Below are 17,318 nucleotides of genomic sequence, written 5' to 3' on the forward strand. Positions count from 1 at the left end.
CCTCCTTATGCTTCTTCTTTGTATTCGATACCTAATTCTTGGCTGATTCCAGCGTAACCTTCTGCTTCTAAACGTTTAGCAAGTTCTGCACCGCCAGTTTTAACCACACGGCCTTCCATCATGATGTGCACAACATCTGGTGTGATGTAGTTTAATAGACGTTGGTAATGCGTAATGATCAACGCACCAAAGTTTTCACCGCGCATTTCGTTTACACCTTTTGATACAACTTTTAATGCATCAATATCTAGACCAGAATCGATTTCATCTAAAATGGCAAATGTTGGTTCCAACATCAATAATTGTAGGATTTCATTACGTTTCTTTTCTCCACCAGAGAAGCCTTCGTTTAAGTAACGTTCAGCCATTTCTTCTGGCATATTTAGTAGATCCATTTTTTTATCTAATTTTTTGATGAATTCCATAACTGAAATTTTGTCGTCTTCATCACGTTTGGCGTTGATTGCAGCACGCATGAATTCAGCATTGGTGATCCCTGGAATTTCACTTGGGTATTGCATGGCAAGGAATAAACCTAAACGAGCACGTTCGTCCACTTCAAGGTCTAAAACATTTTCTCCGTCAAACAAGATTTCGCCTTCTGTGACTTCGTAATTAGGATTTCCCATGATTGCAGCAGATAACGTCGATTTACCTGTTCCGTTTGGCCCCATGATTGCGTGGATTTCACCTGTTTTCATTGTCAGGTTCACACCTTTTAAAATCTTTTTATCTTCGATTGATACGTGTAAATTTTTAATTTCTAAAACGGACATGTACAATTCCCTCCAACTTAAAATAATTATTAGCGTTCTCATTCATTTTAGCCTAATTGAGAATGATAAGCAATCTCTTTGCTAGAATAATTCTTGTTTAAACTAGGTTTTCTTTGTGAAAAAATGGACTTGTTTAGAATCTTTCTAAAATGGCTGTTTAAACTTTGCTCCTCAATTCCTTTTATCTTCTCCTACAAAAACAGCTATGAACTTTAGAAAATAAAAAAAGACTTCTATTATATAGAAGTCTTTTTTTTACTATTCAGCTTTCAACGAAATGTACGTTGGTTCTATAAGCACTTTTGACATGCTATCTATATTAGGCAATCCTGTCCAATTTGGTACAAGCCCTTGATTTGCAACTAAAGATAAGACTGTTCCACCAGGCAATCCTTCAATAATTTTCAATGTAGTTTTATATACAGGGGTTAAATCATTAACTTTCTGTACATTGTATACCCAAATTTTTGTTTTGCCATTGAAATAAGATTCACTCGGTGAATAAGTCCCGACAAAACTAAACATTCGACCTTTTACGATATACGCCGCTTGAATGTTTCTAGTATTCGCATTCGCATAGGCGAACTGAATTTCACCAGTATAACTATCATAGCGATAGATTCCCTTCGAACTGTTAATCGTTTCATAAACTCCTGTATTAATATTTTTAAAAGTACCACTTGGATCAAGAACAAAGCTTGCTCCTCTAGTCATATTCGTTTCTGCTGCTTCACTTTTGTAACCATTTGAAACAAAGACTAAACACATAATCACCGACAACACCAAACTCAAACCTATTTTTCTTTTACTCATCATTCATATCTCCTTTTTATCATTTATTTGTTACAAAAAATATGTTAACACAAAGATATAAATATTTCAACATTAGTTTAATAAATAAGTTAAAAAGAAGATATATTTATTGTATATAAATAAAAAACCTGAAACAAGTTTTCTAATACTTGTTTCAGATTTCCTCTTTATTTATCTACTGGTTTTACTGACCCATCCCATTTTTTAAGAATCCAGTCTTGGATTTCTTTACTGTGTAAAGCATCAACTAATTTTTTAATCTTGTCATTGCCTTTACCTTCTGAACGGACAGCTACGATATTTACATATGGAGAATTATCTTTTTCTATCAATACTGAGTCTTTTAAAGGATTCAAGCCAGCAGCATTTAAACTCGTAATGATTCGTCCCCAATCAGATTCTGAGTTTGACGCAATAATGGTTGTACCATCTTTTAAATCTTTAATAACTTTGATTCGTTTTGAATCTACTACTAAATGACAAGAAAGCTCCATAAAACCATCTTATTGGTTTTATGGAGCTTTTTTATTATTTTACTGGTGTAATAGAACCATTCCACTTTTCTAAAATCCAATCTTGTATTTCTTTACTTTGTAGCGCAGATACTAATTTTTTTATACTTTCTTTGTCTTTATCTTCTTCACGCACTGCGACAATATTTGCAAATGGAGAATTTTCTTTTTCTATTAACACTGCATCTTCTTTCGGTTCTAAACCTGCTTGATACGCAAAATTAGCATTAATAGCGACTAAATCTCCTTCGCCATTTTGATACGTAGTTGCAAGTAATTCTGGATTAATATCATGAACAAATTTCAAATTTTTAGGATTTTTTTCAATATCGTCAAAAGTCGCTGTAGCTAAATTTACGCCTTTCTTAACTTCAACTAACCCTGCATCTTGTAAAATTGTGATGATTCTACCCCAATCAGATTTTGAATTAGACGTAATAATAGTTGCTCCATCTTTCAATTCTTTAATATCTTTAATTTTTTTAGAGTATAAGCCCATTAGTTCAATGTGAATTTTACCAGCATTTGCAAACTTGTAACCATTATCTTTGACTTGCTCATCAAAATATTGAATATGTTGAAAATAATTCGCATCTATTTCTCCTTCAGCTAAAGACTTGTTTGGTAAAATATAATCACTAAATTTAACAATTTCCAAGTCAATACCTTCTTTTTTCAATATGGGTTTTACTTGTTCTAGAATTTCTGCGTGAGGTGTTGGTGAAGCCCCCACTTTTAATACTGTGTCATCTTTTTTAGCTGAACTACCACATGCAGCTAAGCCAAGAGTTAGAGCAACAACTGTTACAAATCCAATTAGTTTCTTTTTCATAAAAATCTCCTCCATCTTTTTTATCTTTTGTCTGTTCTTTTGGCAAAGAAATCTCCCAACCCTTGAACAATAAATACAATAATTAAAATAATAAGCGTTGCAACTAAAGTCACCGTAAGATTGCCTAATTGATAGCCTTCTTGCCATGCCAAACCACCTAAACCACCAGCACCGATAGCACCAGCCATCGCCGTGTAACCAATCATCGAAACACTTGTTACTGTCAATCCTGAGATTAATGCTGGAATACTTTCAGGAATTAGAACTTTCCAAATCACTTGCCCATAATTAGCCCCCATAGCTTCAGCAGCCTCTAAAACACCCGCATCCACTTCCCGAAATGCAATTTCTACCAAACGAGCATAAAATGGTGCTGCTGATAAAACTAATGCAGGGATAGCAGCAGTTGCCCCAAGCATTGTACCAACAATCATTTTTGTAAAAGGAATGATCAGTACCATCAAAATCATAAAAGGGGTGGAACGAAAAATATTACTGATTAACGAAATTACTGTATACAAAATTTTAGCATATATAGATTCTTTCCTACGAGTGCTATATAGTAATAATCCTAATAATAAACCAATGACTAGAACAAATATCATTGAAATTAAAGTCATATACAATGTATCAAAAAATGCTTTTTGCATCGTTTCAAGATTGATTTTTTCAAAATTGAAATACGTTTCCGAAAAACTTTTATTCATGAGTGAGCACCTCCACTCCTAAGTGTCGTTTTTTAAAGAAATCAAGTGTTCGTTCAATTTCATTAACTTCTCCAAGTAAAATCACAGTAAGTGTTCCAAATGATCCTTCTTTTGTTTGCTTGACATCACCATGCAAAATTGAAATATCAATATCAAATTCACGAATAGCTTGAGAAATGACAGGTTCATTTGTACTTTCAGTATCAAAATGTAATCCTACGATTTTACCGTTTGGATTTTCTTTAATCAATTCTTCCAATAATTCTTCTGTATCTTCTGTTGGTTCTAGTTCCTGTTGGACAAAACGTTTGGTAACAGCTTGTTTTGGATGTCTAAAGACTTCCAGAACATCTCCTTCTTCAACAATTTGACCTAATTCCATCACCGCAACTTTATTACATATCTTGCGAATGACATGCATTTCGTGAGTGATCAACACGATTGTTAGGTTCAATGTTTTGTTGATTTCTAGAAGCAAATCTAACACTTCATCTGTTGTTTGGGGATCTAAAGCGCTGGTTGCTTCATCACACAAAAGAATTTCTGGGTTGTTGGCAAGTGCTCGAGCTATTCCTACTCGCTGTTTTTGACCGCCAGATAATTGACTTGGATAAGCATCTCCACGGCCTTCCAAACCAACTAATGTTAAAAGTTCTTGTGCTCGTTCTTTTCTATCTTTCTTTGGAACATTTGCTAGTTCTAGGGGTAACATGATATTTTCTAAAATCGTTCTTGACCATAATAAGTTGAAATGTTGAAAGATCATACCGATTTTTTTGCGAAACTGTCTTAAGTCTCGGTTTGCCATTTCAGCAATGTTCTGCTCTTGAATAACGACTTCTCCGTGTGTTGGTAATTCTAACCCATTCAATAAACGGACTAACGTACTTTTTCCTGCACCGGAATAACCAACAATACCATAGATGTCACCTTGATTAACAGTTAAAGAAACGTCATTAACTGCTGTCACTTGTCCACTTTTACCGGTGAATTGTTTTTTTACGTGTTGTAATTCGATTAGAGGCATCTTTTCCCCTCCACTTTCTTTTGTTTTGCTTCTTTTTTATTATACTACATGGTTTACATTGTGTTGTGAAATAATTGATAGATTACTCTTTTTATTTAGAATCTCCTTCGCTTATTTCAAATTTTGGTTTGGAATGTGGTTCGCTAGTACTGTTTTCATCATCTACTCTGGCTAGCCAGTCAAAATGATTCAGCACAATTGTTACTTCGCTCTCTTCGTTCGCCAAGTACTGTTCATCATCTACTCTGGCTAGCCAGTCGTAGTGATTCACAGCAAAAAGCTTCCGCCCTATGTCATTAATCTGACAAAAGGACGAAAGCTTGTCTTTCGTGTTACCACCTTGATTTACTATCATTTCACAATAATAGCCTTATACAGTACTTGAAGTTCGCATACTGTTGTGCTGTAACGGGCACTCCCGTAATAAGTTCACCTTAGCTCACTTATTCCGCTCAAAGACCATCTTCCATCTCAATCATGTTGCCCATTTTCAGCAAACAGGGCTCTCTTCAAACATTTTGATATGTACTCTTCTTTTCAAAGCTTTTGCTTTTATTGATGAAATTATAGCAACATACAAATGGCTTGTCAATAATTTTATGCTTGATCCAATTCTTCTTCATTCACATTTGTCAAAATAGCAATCCAAGCATTCTTTTGATCTGTGTCGTCTAAAAGACTAGGGTTGCTTTCTGCTGCTTCATTTATGGCAGAGACTGTTCCACTGATTGGTGTACTAAATTCGCTCACTGCTTTTTCAGCTTCCAATTCAATCAGCGAATCCCCTTTTTTCAACGTCTGCCCAACTTTCGGCATTGTTGTAAAAGTAATATTCCCTAAATCTTCTTGAGCTTCATTTGTTAAACCAATTTTATACCCATCACTTGTTTTTAAAAGCCATAAACTATCCACAATCTTCAATTCTTCAGCCATTATTTAATAGCTCCTTCATAATCAGATTCTTTAAATCCATTCGCTAAAAATTGATCTCCCTTAACAAAAATCGGACGTTTAATCAACATACCATCAGTCGCTAATAATTCACTTGCTTCTTTGATTGAAAACTCATTGACTTTTTCTTTCAAGCCTTGCTCTCTATAACGTATGCCACTTGTATTAAAGAAACGGCGAACTGGTAAATCGCTTTGTTCCATCCAACTTGCTAATTGCTTTGCTGTCGGTGGATTTTCGATCATATCGATCGTTTCATATTTCACTTGATGCTCATCTAACCAAGATTTTGCTTTTTTACAGGTTGAACATTTGGGATACCAGAAAAATGTATACATTTTAACGCCTTCTTTCGATTAATATTCTTTGATTGTTGCTTCTTTTTGATATTTCATTGACATAATCAATCCGACACCAAGCATATTGCCTAATACAGAAGAACCACCTTGGCTGATAAATGGCAACGGAATCCCCGTTAATGGTAATAGTCCGATATTAGCGCCAATATTCTCAAATACATGGAATAAAATCATCATAATAATCCCAGTCGCAATATACGAATAAAACTCATTATTCGTCTCAAAACAAACACGAATCATGCGGTAAATCAGTATAAAGTATAGCAAAATGATAAAACAACCACCAATAAAGCCAAAGTTTTCTCCAACAACGGTGAAGATCATATCAGACTCTCTTACAGGTACATAAACATCACTTACATTAAATCCTTTACCGAATAATCCTCCTGAACCAATCGCAGTCAATGCCAACGCTGGTTGTTGAGAACGGTTAGGATCATGATGGAATGGTTTCATCCATAAATCAATCCGATCAAACTGATAAGGTTTAAACCCTACGGAATATAAAAAATCACGTCCCGCAGTTGTCGTCACTAAGTATATCGTTCCAGCACCTATCAAAATCGCCACTAAAAATGTTGGTACAATAATCTTCCAGGAAATACCAGACATCAAAAACACACCGCCGAAAATAGCGAGAAAGACCAACATCGTTCCAAAGTCATCTTGCAATAATATTAGGATTATAACCGGCATTGTAACTAAGAGCATCTTACCAATCAACCAAACATCAGATTTTAACGTCCGATTAACATTCTTCACGTTATGCAAGGTCACAACATAAGCCAACATCAAAATAAACGCAATTTTCATTAATTCAGATGGCTGAAACGTAGTACCACCAAAACTGATCCAGTTTTTAGAACCAGTCTGTGCTTCAAGAAACGGATCATAAAATTTTAAAAGTAAACCCATCATGACCAGTCCAATTACATAGAAAACTGGAGTTAATCGCCAAAGCAGCTTAGAATTAAAATGCATCACAACGACGATACTTGCTCCGCCCACTAGATACCATAATCCTTGTTTAAACAACATTGGCCCAATATCTGGTCGAAGCGGATCATTACTTAATGCTACATACAATGAAAGTATTCCAATAATTGAAAGAAGAAACACGGGTAAAATCACACCGTAATCAATTCTGTTATCTAAACTATTTCTTAATTTATTTTTATTCATTCGTCATCCCTTTTCCTTAAATCATACGCCTTTTATTATAACTTTCTATAGGAAGAAAAGAAAGTATAGTCTGGATGATTTTGGAAAAACTTTAGGTAATTATTTTAGCTTATTTTAATGATTGAGTATTTTTTAAGCAAATGTAGTTAATTTCACATCATATTGAGTTACTAACAACTATTATCTCAAGCAATTTTCTTCTTAAATTGTTCTTATCCATGTATAAACTGTGTAATATGGCTGTAAATTATTATGTGCTTTTCCATCACCTGTTAGACCTGAAGTTTTACCTATAGCCTCCCCCCATAAAAAACCACTGGTTCCAGTACCGTTTATTGCTGGATTTGTACCTTTGTTTAAACCAAGCTGATGTCCATGTGCAGGCATTTCTTCTACGGTGATCGTATGCATTTTCTCTCCACCAATTTTACTTGAAATATTAAAATCTGAATCATTTTCATCTACGCCTACTAATACTTTCCCTTTTATACGTGTCCAGGTTCCACCCATGAAGTCTGCTGGATTTAGATTCTTGTTACTTTGATATACACTCCCTACTGGATAAAACATATCAATTAATTGTCCAAAATTTTCTTGAATGGTTTCTGCTCCGTTTTCCATCCCTCTATAAATCTTTTTTAGTATCATATTATTCACTCTCCTATATTTGTAGTTCAAATATTAATGTTCTTTTATTTTTTTCATCTATTATTAAGTACGTCAATTGATTGATTTTAATCATAGATGATTCATTTTTATATTCAACTGGCAATGACACAGTGCTCATATTGGCGCCAACATGAGTCACCTGACTAGGAATCGATTGACTAGCTGACCCACCAAACAATCCTTCTGGCTCTGTTCCTAAATTCATTACTCCAATTCCATGAGTCCATGTTCTCACATTGATTTCAGGCTGAAGGCCTAGTTTATGATTAATCGTTACATCAAAACCTACTGGTAAAAATTTAACAAGCAATTGTTCAATGTTCTCTAATCGATCATCTAATACAGGAAACTTCCCATATAAATCGCTATTTCGTGCATTGATCACTTCACTATCAACTGTTGCATTTTGCTGAACATCTCTAAACTGATCTTCTATTTTTGCTTGCCTCTGTTCTACTTGCCCTTGTCTTTTTTCAGTTTGTTCAGTAATCTCTTTGATTCGATTAAATAAGACACTTGAATACTCTGAAATTCTGGCAATCGATTCTCTTACATGTCGACGCCACATTTTTGTTCTAACCCATAAAGCATATTTTTGAGTTAATGGATCAATCACACCAAATTTAATAGCTTCTTCAATTTCTTCCACATCGGTAGGGTCTTTGTAGTCCACCTCATGATTTTCACCTGTGGGTTGTGTATCGTAAAATTTTTGTTCCGACATTGATTATTCACCTACTTTTTCTGTAATTCTTTTATTGATGTAAACAGTTCTTCTATTTTTGTTTGCTGCTCTGTCAATTTAATTTCTTGTGTTTGAATCATATTCGATTGTTCGATAAGTTTATTCCCTTGTTCTTCTAAACCTTGTTTTTGTTCATTAATCCTCTGTTCAAACTGCGGTAAAACAGCTGTTTGTTCTTGTAATTGCTGTGATTGTTGTTTTAATCCATCTATCGTCCTATTACTGATACCAACATTATTTTTTACTACTTCTAGCGTTTCTTGCATCCCTTTATACTCTAACTGATATTGAGAAAGTGTTTTTTTCCCGCTACCAATCGTTAGTCTGATTTTTTGTGGATTTAAAATGTCGATTTTTTTCTCAATCACTTGTAACGTTTCTTTCTCGTACAGGAAAGGATTAGCTACTGGATAAGAGTTTCCAAGTTGGATGATTTCATAACGTTTATCTAACAACCCAAGTTCAATTACCTCAGCGGTCCAAGTAATTAGCAACAAACGTTGGTTATTCAAATATTCTTGACCTTTACGCTTTAATAAATTTTTATCTGCTATGTTAGGAAACTCAATCGTTGTTTGAATCACACCAAATTTCTCAACAAGAGCTTCATCTTCTAGATAGTTTTTCCCGTTGTTAACACTCTCAATCGTAGTTTTTTGTCGAAACTGATCTGTTTCTGTATCTGTTGGTTCATTTATCTCTAAATCTTTCCCTAAAGGAACAATTCTTGTGGCTAATTCAGAAATGTCGATTTCACGACTAGCACTTTTTAAGTTCCGAGCAATTTGCAAAGGTGTTTTAGAGTCCGACCCATATTCTGATAAATAGTCTAAATATAAAGTCTGCTCTGTTTCTCTAAGAACTAAATAACCACCTAATCGGTCTAACAATTGATTTTTGATAACATCAGCTGTTTTCCCATAACCAGATCCACGATAAACCTTATCAGACTCTGTTACAGTCACTTTTCCTAAATAGATTTTTTTGTGATTTTCTACTTGACTGTTATGCTCATTTAATAGTTTGCTTAAAAATTGGCTAACAGACATTAGCATAGATTTTATATATTTTTGCGTACTATCATATAAATAGGCTTTTTGATCTTCACATAGAATTTTTTCAACAAAATGGCCTTCACCACTCATAGTATTTGAAATCTTTGCTACTCTTCCTTTAAAAATTTGACCATTTCTATCAGAAACAGTGACTAAGTTTACGATTGGCTCAGCTTTTCTATATAAGGGATTGTTGACATTAATGGAAAATTCAAACGTACTAATGCCTAATCCTTCTAAAGAAAGTTCTAAATTACCAGCGTTTATTTTATTTCCGTAATTTGCTGGTTCATGTAACACGATGCCTTTTTTATCTTGAGAGTCTTCAAAAAGTGTCACACGATACATTAGACCATCACCTCAGTTTCAGTGTTGAAATGAATATGACCATTTCCGACTATTGTAAGATGATTTTCTCCTCTTTTTAATTTAAAAAATAAATCTTGGTTTTGACCTTTTTGGATTTCTAAAGTCTCATCTTCCTCAGTAATCAATACCATTTTTTCAGTTGCAGTGATAACTGGACTTGTCGCATTCACACCTTCGTTGATCAACAGAATCGGCCTTTGTCCTTTTACAAAAAAACCTGTCCACTGATCTACGCCATCCACAAAGTAATCAAGATCAAATTCATCGTTATAACCTGCCGCATTTTTCAATGCAAAAGGGTAACAATCAAAAACCAGCGTCAATGTTAATGAATTTTTACTTTGATCATCATCGGCAGTAACGCTTATACATTTTCCTAACCAATGAGAACCATCTAACCAAGAATCTGTAATTGGAGAAATGTCATTTAACATCAACTGTTCTTTGGCTTCTTGTTCAAAACGTTTACGATTTTCATATATGGTCAACGGTCGATATAATTTTATGGTGACCTTTCGATTATCAAAGACTTTTTCACCTAATAACATAGAAAAATCATAAACACCCTGCATAAATGGAATACTTTCTATAATTTCTTGTTCATCTGGGCTAGGAGCATCGTGTTCTAAAACATAATAACCCGCGTCTTTACTATTAAAACGTCCCATTTCGATATATTCAGTTATTTCAATAGCCATTAACGATACCTCCCTGTATACCCAGCTTGATTTCCTAAAAATCCATCCATTTGATTACCGATTCCGCCAACTAAGGCTCCACTTTCTAGAACAACTTTCATATTTTTAATGGTTTCGATCATCTCGTGCATTTGGTTAACCATGCTGTTTTGTACGTCATGCTCCACTTTTAAAGTTGTTGTTGATGAGGTAGTATTTTTATCAGTAACTGCATTTTGAATTTCAGTAATCATATTTCTAGCACTTGCTACTGCAACTTCTGTGTCCTCCTCGATTCCGACTGCCACACCTTGTGCAATAAATTTCCCTACAGTATCTCTGAAAAGTCTTGATGGCGATTTGATAATAGCTTTTTTCTTCGCTTCTTCATTGACTTCGCTTACTAGTTGTCTCATTGCGTCAACAGCAGATTCTTTTCCAGCAGTGATTCCTGTAGCGACTCCTGCTGACATTTCATATCCAACAGGGTGAAAATCTATAGATGCAGCTTGATTGCGTGCAGCGTTTCCAAGAGCAAGTCCTGCGTTCCCTGCGTTTCCTACTTGTTGAGAAACACCCACTGCATAGGCTCCTGAGTTTCCTGAACCAGTTGTTCTAAATTGCGCATCTTCCTGCTTTAAAGCGTCTGTACCTGCTCTTGCAATTGCTCTATTAGCTGTCTGTACCTCTCCCATTTTAGATGTTGAACCGTTAGTCATCGACCCAATCAGCATAGCCCCCACTTCGGAAGCATCCAACTCTCCTGATTTCAGCCCTTCAATCAATTTCTGTTTACCAATGTCTCCTTGCAAGAATAGTTCATTAGGTAAATTATTGATTCCATCGACGGCATTTTGACTCAATTGTGCACCAACCTGTGTCAAATCACCGCTTTGTAAAGCAGTTAAAAGACTATCACTCGCTTCAAGACCTCTGCTTTGCAAAATACCAGCAAGTACTGTCATTTGATCATTGACACTATTGTTTGACTCGTTATATTTACCTACAATATTTGCTAACTCTTGACCAGTCATTTCTCCCATGCCTTTTAAACCATTAGCAACCGTCTCTGATTTTAATTGTTCATTTTTTTGCAACATGGTTAGCATATCTATCCCTGTTTGAGTTTGTTGTTCTTTTGCTTGCTCATTGTGTAAAGATAAGGCAGTGAGTTGTTGATTTAGATTTGCTTTTTGCACTTCATCTGACGTTTCATCGATTTGTTGTTTTAAGCCAGCGATTTCTTCTTCATTTGTGAGCATTTGTTCTTTTCTATTTTGATAAAGTGCTTGTGTAGCGCTGACGGAAGCTTGTAGTTCTGTTTCGCTTAATTGTTGACCAATCTCCAATTTTTGTTTAGCAGCCTCAACAATTAATTCTTGTTGTTCCATTAGACCTTCACGAACAGCGTTGTTTTGATCTTGTAATGCTTTACGTTGTTCTTCAGATAAAGCTTCACCTTCCAAGGTTTTATTGGCGACCAACATTTCTTTGTTAGCATTTACAATTGTCAACATCTCACCAGCTCCAGAACCTGCTTGAGTAATCATTGTTGAATAGGCTTTACTTTGAGCAGCTATTTGCTTCTCACCAGTTAATTCCTCTGATTTGGCAAGTTCCTCACTAGTTTTTTCCTTCATTAATTTCATGTTGTCAGCATGCCGGCCCATAATTTGTTCTGCTGCTTCAAATCGTGTTGTTGACAGTTCCATTCCTTCACCAGAAAAAGCACTAACTGCTACTTTTCCCACCTCAGAATATTTGGTTTTTAAACTATCAATTTTAGTACCAGCTTCATCTAAACTAGTTTTGTAAGCTTCACCCATTTCTTTAACTTTCTCACCGGAAATAGCTGCTTCTTTTCCTAATTCTTTTGTTGATTCTGTCAATACACCTTTTACAGCTGAATTTTCTCCTAAGTTCTTGAAACCATCAACGATACCGTTAATATTCTCTTTTACTTTATTAAATTCTTCACCAGCACCTTTAAAATCACCAGTTAATAGTTTACCCACGCTTTTTCCTAAAGTAAGCAATGTCATAAATCCATTGACGACTGACATAACCGTGACTACTAAAAAACGGAATACGTCAACTACTGCCGCACCAGCAACCACTAATGTTTCAATTAAAAATGCACCAACTGGTTTTAAAACAGACATCAACTGATTAAAAACTGGTGCCAAGCTTGTGATTGATCCTTTGATCACATTAAACGCAGAAGATACAAATCCTTGAATGTTATTGAAATTTGATTTCCAAGCAACTGTCATAGCAACCACTGCGCCAACAATCAAAGCTAAAGCTGCACCAATAGGATTTGTTAATAAAAAAACACTTAAGGTCTGAAACGCACCCATTACGCCTGTTAACATAGTGACGACCTGACTTTGAAAAAATGGAACAATTCCACCTGCACTCGCAATGGAAAGTTTAAATCCATTCATTCCTATTGAAGCAGATTGACCTAAGCTTTTCATTGATTCCATCGCACCTGTCGCCATTGTACTAACCTTATTTTGAAACAAAGGTAGCACACCACCAGATGTTTCAATAACTGATTGAAAATTACTCATTGCAGCTGAAGCTTTTGGACCTAATGTTGAAAAAAAGGTAGATACTGCTTCCGTTGAAGTTGTAAGATTTGTCATAAGTTTCTGCCCAAGACTATCATTTAAGCCTTCCAAGCTGTTTTTTATTCCTGTAAATGCTTCATTATAATTTTGAAAATTCTCAAGCACATTCACAGCTAATCCACCTGAAGCCACTAACAAGTCCATAGAGCTAGTAAGCAAACCTAAATCATTCCCCAGCTGTACACTAAATTGACTGACGCTTTGTACCGTACTTCCAAATGATTCCAAAAGTTCTTTCGCACTATTGATTTTTGAGCTAAACTCATTATCTTCTACTTGAAGCTTAGTTGTTTTAGTATCTTTCTCTTCCATTTATTTACCTCCTTTCTGATTCTTTTTAGATACGATTTCTTTTGCTCGTATAAGTCGCTGGCGCATTTCATACAAGTCCTCAGTATCCTCCTGTTTTTGAATCCCTTTCTGTTTGAAATCCGCTAAAATTGTTTGTTCATTTTTTTCATAGTCGTAAATACTTTTTACATCTTTTATAGCAAAACGACCTTTCTTTTCAGCTTTAAATAAACGATTCGCAAAAGCAGTTGTGTATACTCTTCGCTCTGCTTCATTTTGGTTAAGCAAATAAGCTTTTGTTCTTAACGTGTATTCCCACGGAGTCATTCGATCAATTTCTTTTAATGTGATTCCTGGAAAATACCGAAAACAACTAAGAACTATTTCGTCATAGCTTGCTCCAAACTTATTTTGGCTTGTGCTTCTACGGTTTTCATCATTTGTTCGATGTTGATTTTGATTTTCATTGTTCGTTTTTTCAATAACGGCGCTGATGTTAAGTATTCGATAAAATTTTCAAATAATGCTTCAACCTCATCAGACGTTTCTAAGTAATGGATAATGTCTTTTTCTTCCAACTCTTCATAAGTAGTTAAACTGGCCATTAAGACTTCTTTCAAGGCATTCGGATCGCCATCAATCAATCCACCGATCAATAAAGTTAAATTATCGACTTGTTCTGAATCTTTTGGTAGTGCGTTGATATCATTTAAAAATTTAAATCCAAAGATCAAAGGATATTTTTTCTCACCGATTGTTACTACTGCTTTTGTTGTTTTTTTACTCATAATTCATTCCTCCAAGTATCTTTCTTTAAAAGATGAGAGACAAAACTTTATAGGTCTTGTCTCGACATCGTTATGTTCAAAATCAAGCTTTATTCAGCAGGTTTTGCTGTTGTTTGTGGTTCGTAAATTGCTTTTGGCTCTTCAGGTTTTGCATCCACTACAGTATCGTAGAAGAAAGCTTTAGCTAATTCATCATTTTCAGCATCCACAGTTGCTTCTCCATTTACTAGTAAACCATTTAAGTTCAACATTGTTGACACAGAAGCATTACTTTCAGCTTCAGCCGCATCAGGGAAGTTTCCTAAAATACCTGTACCGTATTGTGCTTTATATTTACGTTTTTCACCTTCAACAGGATTATCGAAAAAGATTCGCCAAACTTCGATCTCTTCTCCGTTTTCATAGGCATATTCCAACATACTGAATACATCCGTATTCGTTTTTAGAAATTCCATTTCAATATTTGACTCGATACTTCCGCCAGTAGCTACACTTCCGTCTTTAGTCGCTTGTGTTTCTACATTTGTTTCACGATTATAAGTATGACTCATTTCTAAAGCTAATAGCCCCGCTTTTTTGTGTGCACGTTCCTTTAACAAACGAAACATTAATTTGACATTTTTACCATGAATTGCTTTTTCCATAATTGATTCTCTCCTCTTGGTTGATTATTTTTGATGTATCATAATTGCTTGTCCAAATCTTTTTACGTGGATAAATGCTTGCACGTTTCCATTGCTTTTTTTGTCTTCAATGCTTGGACGATGACGATCAAACTTTACTCTAACTATTTTTTATGTCGCTAACCTTTCAAAATACTCCCACATTACTTTCAATAAAAAGCCTTTTTTCTAGTAACTTTTAGGTAGTTCTTCTTTTCCTTTTTTAACGGAAGAGACAAAATTTACAATTGCTTGTGCATTTTTTCTAGTAACATCCATATTTTCGTTTATTACGCATTCAATAACGTCTATATCAAAAGGTAGATTATGCTTTACAAAAATTTTTGTGGCTTCTTTATACGCATTAATAGAATTTCTTTGTTGTTCAAAAGTAGCTAATTCCAACTTTCTTTTTTTCTTCCATCGATTGTGCTTTTGTTTAATGATTCTATCTACATCAGCATCGGTGTATTTATATTCCCGGCCTTGTTCTATTTTATTTTTCCTCCTTTGTATAGATACGTTTGGTAATTACTATGTCTTTATAATATGTTATTTTTTGGCGTCTTCCCCCTCAAAATCCTCCCAACATTCTTTCACAATTCTGTTTAGTCTATTTTGAGACAAAAATAGACCATACAAAACGATTAATGTTTTGTATGGTCTATTTATATAATAATCAAAAATACTTCTTATCTCTGTTCGTTATAAATAAAAAAATAGTTACTTTACAATATCCAATACTTTCTCATAAGCTTCAATTTGTGCATACAGACGTTGGACTTGCAGTTCATTTTCAATATAATTAATCGAGTTCCCAAGATTTTCTTGACGTTTGTCTTCTAAACGTTCGACTTCTTTCTTAGCTTCATTCGCTAATTTATTGATTTTATCGACTTTTTCTGACATGATGCATTCCTCCTATATACTTAGTTGTACTATTAGTGTAGGCTCTTTTTTGTGAATATACAACGATTATGGATTTATTTTAGGAGATAGATTTTTTTATAAAGAAAAAACTAACCTTTTTTCCATCTAGGTTAGCGTGTTATTTATGCCAGCTGCAGGGATCGAACCTGTGACCTATGCGTTACGAGTGCATTGCTCTACCAACTGAGCTAAGCTGGCAATACAGCAAAATTATAGAACTAAACCTACCTTTTGTAAAGACAAAAACACCTCTTTTTTTAAAATAAGATTAGTTTTCTGAAATTTTTCTTCATTTATGGTATAATGAAATAAGTTAAGAAAGGAAGTTTTGTTGAATGTCTAATTTCGGTAACTTTAATCGTCCTGTTGAGCCTTCTGCTGAAGGGGATTTATTCACTGTCGATACTCAGGTCACTTTCTTGATGCATGGTCAGCCGCAAACAGGGATTATCACTAAACAATTAAATAATTCCGCCGTTGTGGAAATTGATGAAAATTCTGATAATACTGATTTAATGGTTAAAAGTAATGGTGTCATTGTCATCAATTACAAAAAACTAAAAAAAGTATAGATTTTTCCATCCATTATTATTGGATGGATTTTTTATTTATACAAAAATAGCTGTTAGAAAATACGTTTATATTTTCTAACAGCTATTTTCTATTCATTTACTTAGTTCCAAATAAACGGTCACCAGCATCGCCTAGACCTGGAACAATATAACCATCTTTATCTAAATATTCATCTAATGCAGCCGTATAAATATCAATATCCGGATGTGCTTCTTGTAAAGCTTTAACGCCTTCTGGAGCCGCAACTAGACAAACAAATTTAATATTGCTGCCGCCACGTGCTTTTAATGCATCAATAGCCATAATGGCTGAGCCACCTGTAGCCAACATTGGATCAACTACAAATAATTGACGTGCATCAATATCTTCTGGCATTTTTACAAAATATTCTACTGGCTCTAATGTATCGTGATCACGGTATAAACCAATATGTCCAACTTTTGCTGCTGGAATCAATTCCAAAATGCCATCTACCATTCCAATACCTGCACGTAAAATAGGCACGATTGCTACCTTTTTACCAGATAATGTTTTTTGTGTTGTTTCACAGATTGGTGTCTCAATGACAATATCTTCTAAAGGCATATCTCTTGAAACTTCGTATGCCATAAGCATTGCAATCTCATTCACGACTTCACGAAAAACCTTTGTTCCACAGGCCTTATCTCTAATGATTGTTAATTTGTGCTGGATCAGTGGATGATCAATAACTTGGAATTTTCCCATGTTCATTCTCCTTCAATAATTTATTCCTTCCTATTGTA

21 protein-coding genes, 1 tRNA gene, 1 pseudogene and 1 other annotated feature are annotated in these 17,318 nt (G+C 34.7%); of the genes and pseudogenes, 1 reads left to right on the forward strand and 22 read right to left on the reverse strand.

Features of this window, described 5'->3' with window-relative positions:
* Nucleotides 1-5: 5 nt before the first annotated feature.
* From sufC to AC4BB2_RS08900, 21 genes and pseudogenes are all read right to left on the reverse strand, one after another.
* The gene (gene sufC, locus AC4BB2_RS08800) at nt 6-776 is read right to left on the reverse strand and encodes a Fe-S cluster assembly ATPase SufC (RefSeq protein WP_069654614.1); all 771 of its coding nucleotides are present in this window, start codon (nt 774-776) and stop codon (nt 6-8) included.
* Nucleotides 777-1,034: 258 nt separating this feature from the next.
* Nucleotides 1,035-1,589, reverse strand: coding sequence for a hypothetical protein (locus AC4BB2_RS08805; RefSeq protein WP_490472569.1), 555 nt, complete (start codon nt 1,587-1,589; stop codon nt 1,035-1,037).
* Between the two features lie 167 nt (nt 1,590-1,756).
* Nucleotides 1,757-2,053: pseudogene (locus AC4BB2_RS08810) on the reverse strand (MetQ/NlpA family ABC transporter substrate-binding protein); the annotation flags it as partial.
* Between the two features lie 64 nt (nt 2,054-2,117).
* Entirely contained in the window at nt 2,118-2,933 is an 816-nt protein-coding gene (locus AC4BB2_RS08815) for a MetQ/NlpA family ABC transporter substrate-binding protein (RefSeq protein ID WP_490472570.1), read from the reverse strand.
* Nucleotides 2,934-2,953: 20 nt separating this feature from the next.
* Complete coding sequence (locus tag AC4BB2_RS08820; RefSeq protein ID WP_490472571.1) at nt 2,954-3,640, reverse strand: methionine ABC transporter permease; 687 nt, start codon at nt 3,638-3,640, stop codon at nt 2,954-2,956.
* The gene (locus AC4BB2_RS08825; protein WP_490472572.1) at nt 3,633-4,667 is read right to left on the reverse strand and encodes a methionine ABC transporter ATP-binding protein; all 1,035 of its coding nucleotides are present in this window, start codon (nt 4,665-4,667) and stop codon (nt 3,633-3,635) included. The genes AC4BB2_RS08820 and AC4BB2_RS08825 overlap by 8 nt, the downstream gene beginning before the upstream one ends.
* A gap of 91 nt (nt 4,668-4,758) precedes the next feature.
* Entirely contained in the window at nt 4,759-4,938 is a 180-nt protein-coding gene (locus AC4BB2_RS08830) for a hypothetical protein (protein ID WP_490472573.1), read from the reverse strand.
* Nucleotides 4,939-4,972: 34 nt separating this feature from the next.
* Nucleotides 4,973-5,217, reverse strand: a binding site (T-box leader).
* Between the two features lie 47 nt (nt 5,218-5,264).
* Nucleotides 5,265-5,600 carry a glycine cleavage system H family protein gene (locus AC4BB2_RS08835; protein ID WP_490472574.1) on the reverse strand — a complete coding sequence of 112 codons (336 nt, stop codon included), beginning with the start codon at nt 5,598-5,600 and terminating at the stop codon, nt 5,265-5,267.
* On the reverse strand, nt 5,600-5,956 hold the full coding sequence (locus AC4BB2_RS08840; protein ID WP_490472575.1) for an arsenate reductase family protein: 357 nt from the start codon (nt 5,954-5,956) through the stop codon (nt 5,600-5,602). Before AC4BB2_RS08840 ends, AC4BB2_RS08835 begins: the two co-directional genes overlap by 1 nt.
* 18 nt (nt 5,957-5,974) lie before the next feature.
* On the reverse strand, nt 5,975-7,159 hold the full coding sequence (locus tag AC4BB2_RS08845) for an FtsW/RodA/SpoVE family cell cycle protein (protein ID WP_490472576.1): 1,185 nt from the start codon (nt 7,157-7,159) through the stop codon (nt 5,975-5,977).
* Nucleotides 7,160-7,360: 201 nt separating this feature from the next.
* On the reverse strand, nt 7,361-7,807 hold the full coding sequence (locus AC4BB2_RS08850; RefSeq protein ID WP_490472577.1) for a phage baseplate protein: 447 nt from the start codon (nt 7,805-7,807) through the stop codon (nt 7,361-7,363).
* A 13-nt stretch (nt 7,808-7,820) separates the two neighbouring features.
* Complete coding sequence (locus AC4BB2_RS08855) at nt 7,821-8,552, reverse strand: hypothetical protein (protein WP_490472578.1); 732 nt, start codon at nt 8,550-8,552, stop codon at nt 7,821-7,823.
* Between the two features lie 11 nt (nt 8,553-8,563).
* Nucleotides 8,564-9,976 (reverse strand): phage tail spike protein, encoded by a 1,413-nt coding sequence (locus AC4BB2_RS08860; RefSeq protein ID WP_490472579.1) that lies wholly within the window; start codon nt 9,974-9,976, stop codon nt 8,564-8,566.
* Entirely contained in the window at nt 9,976-10,695 is a 720-nt protein-coding gene (locus tag AC4BB2_RS08865; RefSeq protein WP_490472580.1) for a hypothetical protein, read from the reverse strand. Before AC4BB2_RS08865 ends, AC4BB2_RS08860 begins: the two co-directional genes overlap by 1 nt.
* On the reverse strand, nt 10,695-13,622 hold the full coding sequence (locus AC4BB2_RS08870) for a phage tail tape measure protein (RefSeq protein ID WP_490472581.1): 2,928 nt from the start codon (nt 13,620-13,622) through the stop codon (nt 10,695-10,697). Before AC4BB2_RS08870 ends, AC4BB2_RS08865 begins: the two co-directional genes overlap by 1 nt.
* Nucleotides 13,623-13,928, reverse strand: a complete 306-nt coding sequence (locus AC4BB2_RS08875; protein ID WP_490472582.1) for a hypothetical protein — start codon at nt 13,926-13,928, stop codon at nt 13,623-13,625.
* A gap of 53 nt (nt 13,929-13,981) precedes the next feature.
* Complete coding sequence (locus AC4BB2_RS08880; protein ID WP_490472583.1) at nt 13,982-14,389, reverse strand: tail assembly chaperone; 408 nt, start codon at nt 14,387-14,389, stop codon at nt 13,982-13,984.
* Nucleotides 14,390-14,478: 89 nt separating this feature from the next.
* Nucleotides 14,479-15,033: a phage major tail protein, TP901-1 family gene (locus AC4BB2_RS08885; RefSeq protein ID WP_069634839.1), complete on the reverse strand. Its 555-nt coding sequence runs from the start codon at nt 15,031-15,033 to the stop codon at nt 14,479-14,481.
* Nucleotides 15,034-15,240: 207 nt separating this feature from the next.
* Nucleotides 15,241-15,456: a hypothetical protein gene (locus AC4BB2_RS08890; RefSeq protein WP_490472584.1), complete on the reverse strand. Its 216-nt coding sequence runs from the start codon at nt 15,454-15,456 to the stop codon at nt 15,241-15,243.
* Between the two features lie 318 nt (nt 15,457-15,774).
* Nucleotides 15,775-15,960: a hypothetical protein gene (locus AC4BB2_RS08895; protein WP_490472585.1), complete on the reverse strand. Its 186-nt coding sequence runs from the start codon at nt 15,958-15,960 to the stop codon at nt 15,775-15,777.
* 146 nt (nt 15,961-16,106) lie between these two features.
* Nucleotides 16,107-16,179: transfer RNA gene (locus tag AC4BB2_RS08900), tRNA-Thr, on the reverse strand.
* Nucleotides 16,180-16,316: 137 nt separating this feature from the next.
* Between AC4BB2_RS08900 and AC4BB2_RS08905 the strand changes: the two genes are divergently transcribed.
* The gene (locus AC4BB2_RS08905) at nt 16,317-16,553 is read left to right on the forward strand and encodes a hypothetical protein (RefSeq protein ID WP_010763354.1); all 237 of its coding nucleotides are present in this window, start codon (nt 16,317-16,319) and stop codon (nt 16,551-16,553) included.
* 97 nt (nt 16,554-16,650) lie between these two features.
* Here the strand turns inward: AC4BB2_RS08905 and upp are convergent, their stop codons facing one another.
* Nucleotides 16,651-17,280 carry a uracil phosphoribosyltransferase gene (upp, locus tag AC4BB2_RS08910; RefSeq protein WP_490472586.1) on the reverse strand — a complete coding sequence of 210 codons (630 nt, stop codon included), beginning with the start codon at nt 17,278-17,280 and terminating at the stop codon, nt 16,651-16,653.
* Between the last annotated feature and the right edge of the window lie 38 nt (nt 17,281-17,318).

The organism is Enterococcus sp. AAFC-DPL-5146 (assembly GCF_058216635.1).